This window comes from Delftia sp. WSY_12, from assembly GCF_043104645.1.
GTDB classification, from domain to species: domain Bacteria; phylum Pseudomonadota; class Gammaproteobacteria; order Burkholderiales; family Burkholderiaceae_C; genus Comamonas; species Comamonas tsuruhatensis.
Genome location: NZ_JBICKW010000057.1, coordinates 57,832 through 71,304, shown reverse-complemented (window position 1 = coordinate 71,304; position 13,473 = coordinate 57,832). Strand labels below are relative to the sequence as shown.

Sequence of the window (13,473 nt, the reverse complement as noted above, 5' to 3'; positions counted from 1 at the left end):
GCCGCAGTGGCAGGGTCCATGGACAGTGTGGCCACCAGGCCTTCAGCCACCAATCGCCGATCGTCTCAAAATGATTGGCAAAAAAGATCAGCGGCCGCGATGCTGGGCCTGCCGGTAGGCGCCCGGCGGCAGGCCGGTCCAGCCCTTGAAGGCGCGGTGGAAGGTGCTGGCCTCGGCAAACCCCACGCGCGCGGCGATATCGGCCAGCGTCAGCTCCGGCCGGTTCAGCAGCTCGATGGCCGCGTCGCGGCGCAGGTCGTCCTTGAGAGATTGGAAACCCAGGCCTTCGTCGCGCAGGCGGCGGCGCAGCGTCTGCGGCGTCATGGACAGCGCGGCGCCGACCTGCTCCAGCGAAGGCAGCTCGCCCGCCAGATCGCGGCGCAGCAGGCGGCGGATGCGCTCGCCCAGGCGCGTGCGGTCGCGGTAGCGGATGACCAGGCCCGTGGCCGCCTGGTCCAGGAATTCGGCCAGGCTCTCAGGGGTCTGCACCACGGGCAGCTCCAGCCAACGCGCATCGAACTCCAGCCCCGTGAAGTCGCGGTCGCGCTGCAGCGGCGCCAGGAACAGGCGCTGCGCCTCCGTGCCATACGGCATGCTGGCGCCGGCCGGCGCGCACACGCCCGTCAGCTCTATCCTGCGCGACACCAGCCACGACATGACGCCATAGCCCAGAAAGCAGAAGGACCGCTCGGCATAGGCCAGCGGCGCATCGCGCTCGCGCAGCGACACCATGGCGATGCGGGCCACGCCGTCCACGACCTGCAGCCGGGGCGCGAAGTCGCGCAGCACCAGGCGGTAGAAACGCAGCCCGGCCTGCAATGCCTCGCCCAGCGTGCGGCAGGGCAGCATGGTGCGGCAGGCCTGGGCAAAACTGCCCACGGGCAGCGGATGGCGGCACAGGCCCCACAGCTCGTCGCGGCAGACGCGGCGCAGCACGCGGATCAGCGCCGCGTACTGCGCCTGGGTCACGCGCGACAGCGGCGCATCCAGCAGAGCAGGCGCAATGCCGGCGCGGCGCAGGATGGCTGGCACATCCATGCCATTGCGCTGCACGCCCTGCACGATCTGCAGGACCTGGGCAATGGCAATGGTGTGGGCCGTGGTCTGTGGCATGGGTTGGATGAGGACGCCGCTGCTCATGGCGCCAAGGGGCGTGAGCGAAAAAGCATGGAGGGACTGTGCCACGGCCCCGCATTAGTGTGAACAGGCCCTAGCGCTGCACCAGCGCCAGCCGCACCGCCATGCCCAGGAACACCAGCCCGGCCACGCGGTTGAGCCAGTTCTGCGCACGCACGGATCGCTGCAGCAGCACGCCGAACCAGCCCGAGCAGCATGCGATGGCACCGAACACCAGCAGCGCCGCCAGCATGAACACGCAGCCCAGCACCATCACCTGCGTGGCCACGCCGCCGCGCGCGGGGTCCGCGAACTGCGGCAGAAAGGCCAGGAAGAAGATCAGCACCTTGGGGTTGGTGAGGTTCATCACCACGCCACGCCCCACCCAGCGCAGCGCCCGTGCGGGGGTCAGCGGGTCGGCTGCGCCGGCCTGCGGCATCTCGCCCGGCCGGGCCACGGCGCGCAGCGCACCCCAGGCCAGCCAGGCCAGGTAGGCGGCGCCGCACAGCTTGATGGCGGTGAACAGCAGGGGCGACGCAGCCACCAGTGCCGCCAAACCCAGCGCAACCGCCGCCGTATGCACCACCAGCCCCAGGCACAGGCCCAGTACCACGCACAGGCCCACGCGCCAGCCGCGCTGGGCCGATTGCATGAGCACGAACAGGTTGTCAGGCCCCGGGCTCAGGCCCAGCAGCACGGCCACGCCGAAAAAGGCCAGCAAGGTTTCAAAGGTGGGCATCGCTTGTCTCTTCCCGATTCGAGTATTTCAGTGCGGCGCAGATCAGGCCTGGGCCGTGACGATCCAGCCTTCCAGCGGGTCCAGGTCGTGCGGCAACCCGTAGAGCGCATCGCCCTGCGCATGGCGGGCCGCGGCCCAGGCGGCCTGCAGCATGCAGATTGCGGCGTCCAGCCGGTCTCCGCTGCCGTCCGCCAGCAACTGGTTGCGGGTTTCTTCGGCGTCGATACGCAGGCGCAACGCCAGCGGGTTGTCGCCGCGCTCCAGCGCCGCCAGCAATTGCACGCGCGCCTGATGGCGTTCGGGCGTTTGCCGTGCGGGTTCGTCGCTTTTGTAGCTGAGGCGGCCGATCACGGCGCGCGCCAGCATGCCCGGGTAGGCTTCCAGCGCCACGCGGCGCGCATCGCCTTTGCCGGGAGGCTGCAGGCCTGGCAGGTGCACGCCGGCCGCGCGCAGCAAGGGCAGCCCGGCATGCAGCATGTAGGCCACGGGCGGGTTCACCCATTTCATGGAAGGGCTGGCACCGGCAGGCCCTTCCGTGGCCCGGTGCGCGAACTTTCCGCCTGCGGGCCGCGCCGCGCAAAAGGCCTTGAACTGCTCGCGTATGGCCTGGCGCGTGAGGCCGGCGTAGTGGTCCATGCAGGCCGCCCATTCCGTGGGCCAGCCCAGCTGCTCCACCAGTTCGCGCGGCAGGGCAAAAGGCAGGTCGAAACCGCCCACCCAGGCCGACTGCGCCGAATCGGCAGGCCGGGCCAGCCAGGCGGCCCATGCGTCCAGCGAGGCGAACTCCAGCAAATCCTGCAGGACCACCGTGTCCCCAGCCAGCAGGCGGCCCAGGGCCATGGTGATGGGCTTGCGCGCCGTAGGTCGGCTGCTGAAATCGCAGCCCAGTACCCGCATTGCCGCCATGGTGCTCAGCCCAGGCCCAGCGCCGTCACACCGACGGCAATGCACACGGCGCCCGCAATGCGTGCCAGGCGATCGCCTTCGCGCAGCATGTGCCCGCCGATCAGCGCCGCGAACAGCATGGAGACTTCGCGCGCAGGCGCCACGTGCGACATGGGCGCATCCTGCATGGCGTAGAGCACCAGCACGTAGGCGATGGGGCTGATCAGCGCCACCAGGGCCGCGAAGCGCCACTGCGCGCGCCACAGATGCCGGGCCGTGGGCAGGTCGCGCAGCACCACGGGCGCCAGCAGGAACACGCGCACGAAGTTGCCCATGTAGTCGATGAGGATGGGCGACATCAGCAGCAGCTTCACGCCATAGCCGTCCACCACGGTGTAGCTGGCGATGAAGGCGCCCGTCAGCAGGCCGTACCACAGGCCCATCCTGAGCCGTTCGCGGGCTTCGGGATCATGGCGCGCGCGCAGCAGGCCGGGGCCTCCCGCGATCAGGAAGACGCCGACCACCACGCCGGCAATGCCCAGCACGCCCAACGAGGAAATCCGCTCACCCAGAAAGAGGATGGCCACCATGGACGACAGCAGCGGCCCCGAGCCGCGCGCCAGCGGATAGACCACGGTGAGGTCCGCGCTGCGGTAGCCACGCAGCAAGGTCACGTAGTAGGCCACGTGCAGCAGGCCGCTGGCCAGCACCACCAGCCATTCGTTGCGGCCCCATGTGGGCACCACATCGCGCCCCACCCACCAGCCTAGCGGCGCCCAGATCACCATCATGATGACCGAGGTGAAGAAGGCAAAGCGCGAATCACCGCCCGCCTTCTTGGCCACGATGTTCCAGCCGGCATGGATGAGGCCGGCAATGATGATCAGGGCAAAGGCTTGCAGCGACATGGGCAGGTCCGGGGAAAGCGGGGCGTGGCGCGGGAAAGAAAAAAGGCCGCGCACTGCGCAGCCTGGGGTGTTGTGTGAGGCGTCCGGGGACGCCACCCCGGGGATTTACTTGCGGCTGGACACCAGCGAGAGGAACTCGCGGCGCAGTTCCGGGTTGGTGAGGAAGGCGCCGCGCATGACGGAGTTCAGCATCTTGCTGTCCATCTCGCGCACACCGCGCCAGGACATGCAAAAGTGCGAAGCCTCCATGACCACGGCCAGGCCGTCGGGGCGGGTCTTGTCGAGGATCAGGTCGGCCAGCTGGATGATGGCCTCTTCCTGGATCTGGGGACGGCCCATGATCCAGTCCACCAGCCGCGCGTACTTCGACAGGCCGATGACATTGGTGTTCTTGTTGGGCAGCACGCCGATCCAGATCTTGCCGATCACCGGGCACAGATGGTGGCTGCAGGCGCTGCGCACCGTGATCGGGCCGACGATCATCAGCTCGTTGAGGTGCTCGGCGTTGGGGAATTCGGTGATGGCGGGCTGCGCCACATAGCGGCCCCGGAACACCTCGTTGACATACATCTTGGCCACGCGGCGCGCCGTGGCGCGCGTGTTGTGGTCGTGCGTGGTGTCGATGACCATGCTGTCGAGCACGCCCTGCATCTTTTCCTGGACTTCGTCGAGCAGCTGCTCGAGTTCACCGGGCTCGATGAATTCGGAGATGTTGTCGTTCGCATGAAAGCGCTTTTGCGCCTGCTTCAGTCGTTCGCGGATCTTGACCGAGACGGGGGTGCCCTCGGCCTGGCTGTCTTGTTTCATGTCGACGAGTTCTCTGAACATGGCTGGCATGGTAACAGCGAAACCCGCAGCATGGCACGCAAGGGATTTTCCACCCAAACGCAGGTTCTGCCCGCCCCGAAAGCTATCAATACAATAGCAAAAGAGTGGCGTGTGTCAGAGCGGCCAGGGCTAGAGGCGGAATTCCGCAATCAGCGGCAGATGGTCCGACATGCGCCACCAGATGCGCCCCTTGGGCACATGCAGGCCCAGCGGCGTGAGGCCGCGCACATAGACGTGGTCCAGCTGGGCCAGCGGCAGGCGCGAGGGATAGGTGGGCACGCTGGGCAATTCGTCGTATTCGTACAGGCCGAAACCGCCCAGCATGCGCTTGATCTGGCCACCCCAGTCGTTGAAGTCGCCAGCCACCACCACGGGCGCGCCCGGCGGCACCTCTCGCTCGATGAAGCGCTTGAGCTGGGAGACCTGGCGCACGCGGCTGCCGGGGATCAGCCCCAGGTGCACCACGATGGTGTGCACGCGCCGGTTCTGCACTTCCACCTCCACATGCAGCAGGCCACGCTGCTCGAAGCGGTGGTCGGAGATGTCCTCGTGCTGGTGGCCCACCACGGGCCAGCGGGTCAGCAGCGCGTTGCCGTGCTCGCCGTGGCGGGTGTAGGCGTTGGTGCGGTAGACGGCCTCATAGCCCAGGGGAGCCAGATACTCCGCCTGCGAGACCTGGGGCCAGCGCTCGAAGTACGCGGCCTCCTTGTGGTTCATCTTGCGCACTTCCTGCAGGCAGACGATGTCGGCATCGAGCTGCTCCACGGCGTGGCCCAGGTTGTGAATTTCAAGGCGGCGCGCGGGACCCATGCCCTGCACGCCCTTGTGGATGTTGTAGGTCGCGACGCGCAGTATCGACGGGCCGGGGTCCACCTGATGGGAATTCGCGTTTTCAGTCATGGCGGTTCGGGAACGCAGGTGAGGGGTTCAGTCCGGCTTCGTTGGGGAAAAACGTGGAAGCAGCAAGATGGCCTCCGCATTGGACGGTGAATAGCAGCGCTGGGCAGCCTCACGCCAATGATGCCAAGCAGATGCGGTATGTTCCCTCGGATTCAAGAACACAGGGGTGTAGGACGGAATCCGCAGCCCGAAAACCCTCTCGCGGTTGTGCCATACACCGGGCGCATAGCGGTGCTGCCAGGCAGGGTAGATGGTGTAGATGTTCTCCAGCGCCCAGTCCTGCAGCAGGCAGCCGGGCGCCTCGGCATCGATGCCGGTTTCTTCCCGCACCTCGCGCACCGCGGTCTCGCGCCAGGACTCGCCCTCATGGTCCTTGCTGCCCGTCACCGACTGCCAGAACTCCCCGCCCTCAGGCGCCGGTGCCGTGCGGCGCATCAGCAGCACCTGGCCGTCATCACGGTGGATGACGACCAGCACCGATTCAGGGATCTTGTAGCCTGGCATGGCAGGCATCAGCCCTTGCCCTGGACCGCCTTGGTCGCCACGGGCGGTGGCAGCTCCTTGGCCCGCAGCGCGCGCACCTGGAAGACCAGCTGGTTGTGCGCATCCAGAAAGGCAGCGGCGATGACCTTGCCCTCGTTGGTATTGCTCCAGCCCGCGCCCGCAGCGCCCAGGCGGCCCAGCACCATGCCGCCCACGCCCAGATCGGTGGTGCGGGCTGCACCCGTGGCAGCGGCCACCTGCTCGGTGGTTTCGTTGTCCGACAGCAGCAGCGCGGTCTGCGCCTCCTTGAACTTGACCTGCTCGACCAGGCCGGCCAGCCCTGCAATGTCTCGCAGCACCGGGATCATGGCGACCACGCCGGCCAGCCCGCGGCCCGCGTCCTGCTCGCTGAAGGTCAGGCTGGGCGTCAGCGTGTACTGGGCCTCGTAGCCCCGGCCCTTGCGCACCGTGGAGTTCTCGCGCAGCACGCCGGAATTCTTCAGGTCCTGCTCCTGCACCGTGCCGCGCAGGCCCGCTCCCCGGTCCACCACGCGAAAGCAGCCGCTTTGCTGGGCCAGCAGCTTGACCAGCGGAACGGGCGAGGCCGGCAGCTGATAGCCCGAGCCCATGACGTAGCCGTTGGGATTCTCGGCCAGGGCCAGCGTGGCCACGGGCGCATCGCAGCGCACGAGTTCGCGCGACCCGTTGTTCGCCCCCAGCGGCCCGGCGGAGCCCGTGATCTCCGAACCGCCCTGCCCCAGCTCGGTCTTCTTCTCGCCGCAACCGGACAGACCCAGCCCTGCCGACACCGCCAGCGCCACCGATGCAATGCCTTGAAAACGCATGAAAGCTCTCCGCAAAAAGAAAAACGGCAGAAGCTGCGCCAGCTCCTGCCGTTCCTGTCAAGCCGTGAAGCCTGCTCCTCAGCCCTGCGTGGCCGCCAGCGGATTGCGCAGGCGGATGTGCAGCTCGCGCAGCTGCTTTTCGTCCACGGGCGAAGGTGCCTGCGTCAGCAGGTCCTGGGCGCGCTGGGTCTTGGGGAAGGCGATCACGTCGCGGATGGAGTCGGCGCCCGTCATCAGCGTGATCAGGCGGTCCAGGCCGAAGGCCAAGCCGCCGTGCGGGGGGGCGCCGTACTGCAGCGCGTCCAGCAGGTAGCCGAACTTGGCGCGTGCGTCTTCGGGCGAGATCTTGAGCGCGTCAAACACCTTGCTCTGCACGTCGGCGCGGTGGATACGCACCGAGCCGCCGCCCAGCTCCCAGCCGTTCAGGACCATGTCGTAGGCCTTGGCCAGGCAGTTGCCCGGATCGGTGACCATGAGTTCCTCGTGGCCGTCCTTGGGCGAGGTGAACGGGTGGTGCACGGCCGCCCAGCGGTCGTTTTCCTCGTCGTGCTCGAACATGGGGAAGTCCACCACCCACAGCGGCGCCCAGCGGTCCTCGAACAGGCCGTTGGCCTTGCCGAAATCGCTGTGGCCCACCTTCAGGCGCAGCGCGCCGATGGAGTCGTTGACGATCTTTTCCTTGTCGGCGCCGAAGAAGATGAGGTCGCCGTCCTGTGCACCCGTGCGCTTGAGGATTTCGGCAAGGGCCGCGTCATGCAGGTTCTTGACGATGGGTGACTGCAGGCCATCGCGGCCCTTGGCCACTTCGTTGACCTTGATCCAGGCAAGGCCCTTGGCGCCGTAGATCTTGACGAATTCGGTGTACTGGTCGATCTCGCCGCGCGAGATCTGCGAGCCGCCGGGCACGCGCAGTGCCACCACGCGGCCGCCCTTGGTCGTGGCGGGTGTGGAGAACACCTTGAAGTCCACGTCCTTCATGACCTCGGTCAGTTCGGTGAACTCGAGCTTGACGCGCAGGTCGGGCTTGTCCGAGCCGAAGCGGAAGGCCGCTTCCTGGTACGTCATCATCGGGAACTCGCCCAGATCCACGTTCAGCTGGGTCTTGAAGACCTCGGTGATCATGCGCTGGAAGATGGCGCGGATTTCCTCTTCGCCCAGGAACGAGGTCTCGCAGTCGATCTGCGTGAACTCGGGCTGGCGGTCGGCGCGCAGGTCTTCGTCGCGGAAGCACTTGGTGATCTGGTAGTAGCGGTCGTATCCGGCCACCATCAGCATCTGCTTGTACAGCTGGGGCGACTGCGGAAGAGCGAAGAACTCGCCGTCGTGCACGCGGCTGGGCACCAGGTAGTCGCGCGCGCCTTCGGGCGTGCTCTTGCCCAGCATGGGCGTTTCGATATCGATGAAGCCTTCCTTGTCCAGGAAGTTGCGCACCTGGATGGCCGTGCGGTAGCGCAGCATCATGTTGCGCTGCATGTAGGGGCGGCGCAGGTCCAGCACGCGGTTGGTCAGGCGCACGGTCTCGGACAGGTTCTCGTCGTCCAGCTGGAACGGCGGGGTGACCGAGGCGTTGAGCACGTTCAGCTCATGGCACAGCACTTCGATCTGGCCGCTCTTGAGCTTGTCGTTGGTCGTGCCTTCGGGACGTGCGCGCACCAGGCCCTTGACCTGCACGCAGAACTCGTTGCGCAGGCCTTCGGCGGTCTTGAACATCTCGGCGCGATCGGGATCGCAGACCACCTGCACATAGCCTTCGCGGTCGCGCAGGTCGATGAAGATCACACCGCCATGGTCGCGGCGACGGTTCACCCAGCCGCACAGGGTAACGGTTTCGCCCATCAGGGCTTCGGTCACGAGACCGCAGTAGTGGGAGCGCATGGCCATGATGAAAAGCTTCCTGCGCCCGGCAAGGGCGCGACAGTTTGTTATTTGGGTTCCGCGGGCACTGCGAGATCCGGTGGAGTCACCACGCCCATGGAAACAATGTACTTGAGCGCGGCATCCACGCTCATTTCCAGTTCGATGCAATCGCTCTTGCGAACGATGACGAAATAGCCGCCCGTCGGGTTGGGCGTGGTCGGCACGAAGACGCTCAGGTATTCGTCGCGCAGGTAGGCGGCAACCTCCCCGCTGGGCGAGCCGGTGACGAAGGCCACGGTCCAGACGCCTTCACGCGGCCACTGCACCAGCACGGCGGTGCGAAACGCATTGCCGCTGTCCGAGAACACGGTATCGGACACCTGCTTGACGCTGGAATAGATGGAGCGCACCACAGGAATGCGGCTGACCACCGCATCGCCCCAGGACACGAGCTTGCGGCCGATGAAGTTGCTGGCCGCCGCACCGACCACGAGCAGGATCAGCAGCGTCAGCACGACACCGAAGCCGGGGATATGAAAGCCCAGCAACCGATCCGGATGCCAGGCCTCGGGCAGGATGGTCAGCGTCTGGTCGAGCGTGCCGATGATCCAGTTGAGCACGCCCAGCGTGATCACCAGCGGAACGATCACCAGCAGGCCGGCGAACAGCCATTTGCGCAGAGCGGACATGAAATGCAAGCCTTGATCAATGGGCCGTTGCGGGCGCGGAGGCAGATGCAGGGGCCGCAGCGGGCGCGGACGCAGTTGCCGCTGGTGCGGCAGAAGTATCCGAGGCAGGAGCATCGGCTGCGGGAGCCGGTGCGGCGGCGCTCTTGCCACCGCTGTTCTTGAAGTCGGTCGCATACCAGCCCGAGCCCTTGAGCTGGAAGCCGGCAGCTGTCAGCTGCTTGGAGAAGGTCTCGGCCCCGCAGGCCGGACAGGTCGTCAGCGGGGCATCCGAGATTTTCCGCAGCACGTCCTTGGCATGACCGCAGGAGCCACACTTGTATGCATAAATAGGCATGGCGCTAATGCTAATACGAGGGAAGATGCAAAACTTTCGATTATAGGCATCCGTCCGATACTGCGGCTGTCTCAAGCCCAATGGCCCAGGCGGGGCAGGCCACAAGGCGCGCGTACAGGGCCGGCAACTGGTGGCCTTCAATGAGAAATGCCAGTCGCGGAGACTGGCATTCCATCAGGCCCGACCACCCCCGCTGCCGGGGGCTTGCCGCATCCGTGCTCAGCGCCGTACCCGGCCTCGCTGCGTTCCCAGGCCCGCCAGCATGACGGCCAGGCCCATCAGCACCAGGGCAGGCACCCCGGTGGCGGGGACCGGCTCCGGCGCCAACGCGGCAGCAACCACCAACTCCTGGTCACGCGAATTGTTGGCCGGCTCCGGGTCCGTGGTTCCACTGACCGCCGTCACGGTGGCTGTGAGGCTGCCCTGCGTGGTGGGCGTGAAGCTCACCGTGCAGGAAATGCTGGCACCCGAGGCCAGCGGCGTGCCTGTCGGCACCGCAGGCGTGCATGAGGTGCTGGCATCTGCCGGCAGCCCTGCGATGGAACAATTGGCAAAGGCCGCCGCATTGGGGCCGGCATTCGTGCAGACGAAAGAGCCCTTCACGGGAACACCCACGTTGGCGGTGGCCGGCAGCGTGACGCTGGTGGCCTGCATGTCGGCCCGCTCCACGGGATTGAAGGGGTGTGCCTTGGTGTTGTTGGCCGGCACCGGATCCACGGTGCTGCTGCTCGCCGTCACCAAGGCCGCGATGGTGCCCGTTGTGGTGGGCGTGAACTGCACCGTGCAGGCAATGCTGCCGCCCGATGCCAATGGCGAGGCCGTGGGAACGCTGGGTGTGCAGGACGTGGTCGCCCCGGCGGGCAGGCCGGAGATCACGCACGAGGCCGCCGTGGCATCACTGGGACCGGCATTGGTGCAGCTGAAGCTGCCGGATACTGGTGCGCCCACCGTCATGGCCGTGGGAAGCGTGATGGAGGTGGCCTGCATGTCTGCCGTTGGCTCAACCACCAGCACAACCAGTGTGGCCGGCTGGTTCAGGCCGATCAGGGAGAGGTTGGAAGGACCGTTGGTGAAGCTGCCTGTCGCGGTCGGACGCACGTCGAGGCTCACCTCGCAAAAGGCGGCGCCCTGGGGCAGGTCTCCGTTGGACACAGTCACGGTACTACCACCTGCTGCTGCCTGCACGTTCGTGCCGGGGCAGGTGGTGCTGGCATTGCCCTCGACAACCAGTCCTGCAGGCAGGTTGTCGGTAAACGACCAGCCTTGCTTGCGCAGCAGATCGGTCGTATTGGTGATGGTCATGGTCAACCGGGAGACCTGCCCGAGTTGGATGCTGGCAGGCGAGAAGGCCTTGTCCAGCTGCGGCGTCACGTCGATGATCTGCGCGTTGTCGATCGACGAATCGTTGCCCATGAAACTGGTCTGGTCGTTGTGCAGAACAAACCCGACAGAAGCTCCGCTGAAGAGCAGGGCTCCGGGAGAGGTCACTGTCTGGGCCACAGCGGTCTGGGGGCCGGAAACACCGATAGGTGTTGTATTGAATGACTGTCCACCCACGCATGGATTGATCGCGGTCGTGGAGATGGGCAGTTCCGTACCAGCGTCATTGATCAGAGAAAAGCGCAGCAGCGGGGCTGTAAATCCCGACGAGCAGAAGGTCGCCACCACATCGGTACGGGCCGTGAGAAATCTGCTGCTGGCACTTTGTGCAATATTGGTGGCGGTGCGAAAGGCAATTGCGCCAGCAGGAAAGGTCCCATTCGCTGTAAGCATTGCCATGACGTGATTGTTGCGTGCAGCCGCCGCACTCTGGCCCTGATAGCGCCCGACGACCTCGGCCATCTGCTGCAGGCTGTTCCAATTGCCCTGGACAGCGCACGCCGCAATCATGGCCGCCGAATTCGGATCCTGGCTGAAGGACGTGACTATGCCATTGCACTGGTTGGCGCTCATCCGGTACAGGGGGTCGGCGGTGTACGTCTGCCCCGCAGGGTCCGCGCCCTGGTAGGCCAGCAGATCCCGCCCCTCCGTGGCGATGGGGGGTGTCTGCGGGTTTTCGAAATCCTCGCTCCAGACGATGACCGGCGCGACCGGGATCCTAGGTGCAGCCATTGCCACCTGGCCGCACAGGGCTGGCACAAGCAAGGCGCCTCCAAGCCCTCCCCATCGCAATCGGACGCCGGCAGCAGTCCGCAGCCTCAGCCGGCAAGTCTTCGCAATCAGTTCCAGTGTTCTCATGACAGTGCTTCCTCCCAAGCGTTTGATTTCGGAGGTCCGCCGTACTGTCAGGATCTGTGCTTCATACCGCACATGTCAGCATCTTGGGACCTCCATGATCCCAAGCGCCAACTTTATAGAAAATAACTATCGATAATTGTGATCAATTGTTTTTCAGGTCACATTCAGGCATGCGTTTACCTTTCGGGCCTGAACTCAAGAATGTCTGCGCTGCGATTGGCCAGCCACTGGGGTGCCAGTGACCCGGCCAACATCCCCGTCACAGCCGCCAGCAGTCCGGCCAATTGCTGCGGAAATGCCTCGTGCAAAGCCGGCGTGGCCATGACGACCACCCACACGCCAATGCCCAGTGCCACGGCGCAAATGGCGCCCTGCGTGGTGGCGCGCTTCCAGTACAGCCCGAAAACCAGCGGTACGAAGGCACCGACCAGCGGCACCTGGTAGGCGCTGGAGACCAACTCATAGATGGGCGTTCCTTCCATCTTGATCGAGTAGGCCAGCACGCAGATGCTGAAGACGAGCACGCTGATGCGCATGGCCAGCAGCATTTCCCGGTCGCTGGCCTGGGTGCGGAACTGGCGCCAGATGTTCTCGGTGAAAGTCACGCTGGGTGCCAGCAACGTGGCCGAGGCACAGGACTTGATGGCCGACAGCAGCGCGCCGAAGAACAGCACCTGCATGACGAAGGGCATCTTGTCCATGACCAGGGTGGGCAACACCTTCTGCGGGTCCTGCCCGAGCAGTTCCGCCGCCTCCTGCGGCATGATGATCAGCGCGCTGGTCACCAGGAACATGGGCACGAAGGCAAAGAAGATATAGGCCGTGCCGCCGATGACGGTACCGCGCGTGGCGGCCTTTTCGCTGTTGGCCGACATCACGCGCTGGAACACGTCCTGCTGGGGGATGGAGCCCAGCATCATGGTGATGGCCGCGCCAAAGAAGAAGAGGATGTCATGCCAGCTGGGTTCGGGCCAGAACTGGAACAAGTCGCGGCTCACGGCCAGGTCGATGACCTTGTCGGCACCACCGGCCATGTCGCCCGCAAACCAGGCCAGTACCACGAGTCCGACCACGAGGATGATCATCTGCAGGAAATCGGTCACGGCCACCGACCACATGCCGCCGAACAGCGTGTAGGCCAGGATGGACACCACGCCGATGGCCATGCCCACGGGAATGCTGACCGTACCGCCCGACAGCAGGTTGAAAACCAGGCCCAGCGCCGTGACCTGGGCCGAGACCCAGCCCAGGTAGCTGAGCATGATGATCAGCGAGCAGACGATCTCGATGGAGCGCCCATAGCGGTGGCGGTAGTAGTCGCTGATGGTCAGCAGCGTCATGCGGTACAGCTTGCCCGCGAAGAACAGGCCCACCAGGATCAGGCACATGCCCGCGCCGAACGGGTCCTCGACCACGCCGCGCAGGCCGCCCTCGATGAACTTGGCGGGCACGCCCAGCACGATCTCCGAGCCGAACCACGTGGCAAACGTGGTGGTGATGATCATGTACATGGGCAGATGGCGCCCGGCAATTGCAAAGTCGGCCGTGTTCTTGACCCGCCTGGCCGCCCACAGGCCAATGGCTATGGTCACGAACAGGTAGGCGATCACCATTGAGAGCAGCACGCTGGCACTCCTGATTCAAAGTGGGA

General features: G+C 65.7%; 13 protein-coding genes. All 13 read right to left on the bottom strand.

From position 1 onward, the window contains the following. Positions 1–87 precede the first annotated feature (87 nt). The 13 genes from ACF8LI_RS25045 to ACF8LI_RS24985 all read right to left on the bottom strand — a co-directional run bounded on the left by ACF8LI_RS25045 (position 88) and on the right by ACF8LI_RS24985 (position 13,447). Positions 88–1,113 (bottom strand): AraC family transcriptional regulator, encoded by a 1,026-nt coding sequence (locus tag ACF8LI_RS25045; RefSeq protein ID WP_244387864.1) that lies wholly within the window; start codon positions 1,111–1,113, stop codon positions 88–90. Positions 1,114–1,210: 97 nt separating this feature from the next. Then, on the bottom strand, positions 1,211–1,855 hold the full coding sequence (locus tag ACF8LI_RS25040) for a LysE family translocator (RefSeq protein ID WP_016445686.1): 645 nt from the start codon (positions 1,853–1,855) through the stop codon (positions 1,211–1,213). 42 nt (positions 1,856–1,897) lie between these two features. Further along, complete coding sequence (locus ACF8LI_RS25035; protein ID WP_203400989.1) at positions 1,898–2,752, bottom strand: DUF429 domain-containing protein; 855 nt, start codon at positions 2,750–2,752, stop codon at positions 1,898–1,900. A gap of 14 nt (positions 2,753–2,766) precedes the next feature. Further along, complete coding sequence (locus ACF8LI_RS25030) at positions 2,767–3,648, bottom strand: EamA family transporter (protein ID WP_016451038.1); 882 nt, start codon at positions 3,646–3,648, stop codon at positions 2,767–2,769. 105 nt (positions 3,649–3,753) lie between these two features. Beyond that, complete coding sequence (gene folE / locus ACF8LI_RS25025) at positions 3,754–4,476, bottom strand: GTP cyclohydrolase I (RefSeq protein WP_016445683.1); 723 nt, start codon at positions 4,474–4,476, stop codon at positions 3,754–3,756. A 129-nt stretch (positions 4,477–4,605) separates the two neighbouring features. Then, complete coding sequence (locus ACF8LI_RS25020; protein ID WP_016445682.1) at positions 4,606–5,376, bottom strand: endonuclease/exonuclease/phosphatase family protein; 771 nt, start codon at positions 5,374–5,376, stop codon at positions 4,606–4,608. 27 nt (positions 5,377–5,403) lie between these two features. After that, positions 5,404–5,880 (bottom strand): dihydroneopterin triphosphate diphosphatase, encoded by a 477-nt coding sequence (nudB, locus tag ACF8LI_RS25015; RefSeq protein ID WP_392413513.1) that lies wholly within the window; start codon positions 5,878–5,880, stop codon positions 5,404–5,406. An 8-nt stretch (positions 5,881–5,888) separates the two neighbouring features. Next, a complete protein-coding gene (locus ACF8LI_RS25010; protein WP_392413483.1) occupies positions 5,889–6,704 on the bottom strand; it encodes a curli production assembly/transport component CsgG in 816 nt (271 codons plus the stop codon). Between the two features lie 78 nt (positions 6,705–6,782). Then, a complete protein-coding gene (gene aspS / locus ACF8LI_RS25005) occupies positions 6,783–8,585 on the bottom strand; it encodes an aspartate--tRNA ligase (RefSeq protein WP_016445679.1) in 1,803 nt (600 codons plus the stop codon). A 41-nt stretch (positions 8,586–8,626) separates the two neighbouring features. Beyond that, the gene (locus ACF8LI_RS25000; RefSeq protein WP_016445678.1) at positions 8,627–9,250 is read right to left on the bottom strand and encodes a DUF502 domain-containing protein; all 624 of its coding nucleotides are present in this window, start codon (positions 9,248–9,250) and stop codon (positions 8,627–8,629) included. A gap of 16 nt (positions 9,251–9,266) precedes the next feature. Next, positions 9,267–9,584 carry an FmdB family zinc ribbon protein gene (locus ACF8LI_RS24995; RefSeq protein ID WP_016445677.1) on the bottom strand — a complete coding sequence of 106 codons (318 nt, stop codon included), beginning with the start codon at positions 9,582–9,584 and terminating at the stop codon, positions 9,267–9,269. 219 nt (positions 9,585–9,803) lie between these two features. Then, the gene (locus tag ACF8LI_RS24990; RefSeq protein ID WP_392413485.1) at positions 9,804–11,822 is read right to left on the bottom strand and encodes a hypothetical protein; all 2,019 of its coding nucleotides are present in this window, start codon (positions 11,820–11,822) and stop codon (positions 9,804–9,806) included. A gap of 176 nt (positions 11,823–11,998) precedes the next feature. Then, a complete protein-coding gene (locus tag ACF8LI_RS24985; RefSeq protein ID WP_312840596.1) occupies positions 11,999–13,447 on the bottom strand; it encodes a sodium:solute symporter family protein in 1,449 nt (482 codons plus the stop codon). Positions 13,448–13,473: the final 26 nt, after the last annotated feature.

What these genes read in the sequence shown, in the direction of transcription:
- nudB (WP_392413513.1), bottom strand. Translation starts at nt 5,880, where the DNA reads ATGCCAGGCTACAAGATCCCTGAATCGGTGCTGGTCGTCATCCACCGT.
- ACF8LI_RS25045 (WP_244387864.1), bottom strand. Translation starts at nt 1,113, where the DNA reads ATGCCACAGACCACGGCCCACACCATTGCCATTGCCCAGGTCCTGCAG.
- aspS (WP_016445679.1), bottom strand. Translation starts at nt 8,585, where the DNA reads ATGGCCATGCGCTCCCACTACTGCGGTCTCGTGACCGAAGCCCTGATG.
- ACF8LI_RS25030 (WP_016451038.1), bottom strand. Translation starts at nt 3,648, where the DNA reads ATGTCGCTGCAAGCCTTTGCCCTGATCATCATTGCCGGCCTCATCCAT.
- ACF8LI_RS24990 (WP_392413485.1), bottom strand. Translation starts at nt 11,822, where the DNA reads ATGAGAACACTGGAACTGATTGCGAAGACTTGCCGGCTGAGGCTGCGG.
- ACF8LI_RS25020 (WP_016445682.1), bottom strand. Translation starts at nt 5,376, where the DNA reads ATGACTGAAAACGCGAATTCCCATCAGGTGGACCCCGGCCCGTCGATA.
- ACF8LI_RS25000 (WP_016445678.1), bottom strand. Translation starts at nt 9,250, where the DNA reads ATGTCCGCTCTGCGCAAATGGCTGTTCGCCGGCCTGCTGGTGATCGTT.
- ACF8LI_RS25010 (WP_392413483.1), bottom strand. Translation starts at nt 6,704, where the DNA reads ATGCGTTTTCAAGGCATTGCATCGGTGGCGCTGGCGGTGTCGGCAGGG.
- ACF8LI_RS25040 (WP_016445686.1), bottom strand. Translation starts at nt 1,855, where the DNA reads ATGCCCACCTTTGAAACCTTGCTGGCCTTTTTCGGCGTGGCCGTGCTG.
- folE (WP_016445683.1), bottom strand. Translation starts at nt 4,476, where the DNA reads ATGTTCAGAGAACTCGTCGACATGAAACAAGACAGCCAGGCCGAGGGC.
- ACF8LI_RS24995 (WP_016445677.1), bottom strand. Translation starts at nt 9,584, where the DNA reads ATGCCTATTTATGCATACAAGTGTGGCTCCTGCGGTCATGCCAAGGAC.
- ACF8LI_RS25035 (WP_203400989.1), bottom strand. Translation starts at nt 2,752, where the DNA reads ATGCGGGTACTGGGCTGCGATTTCAGCAGCCGACCTACGGCGCGCAAG.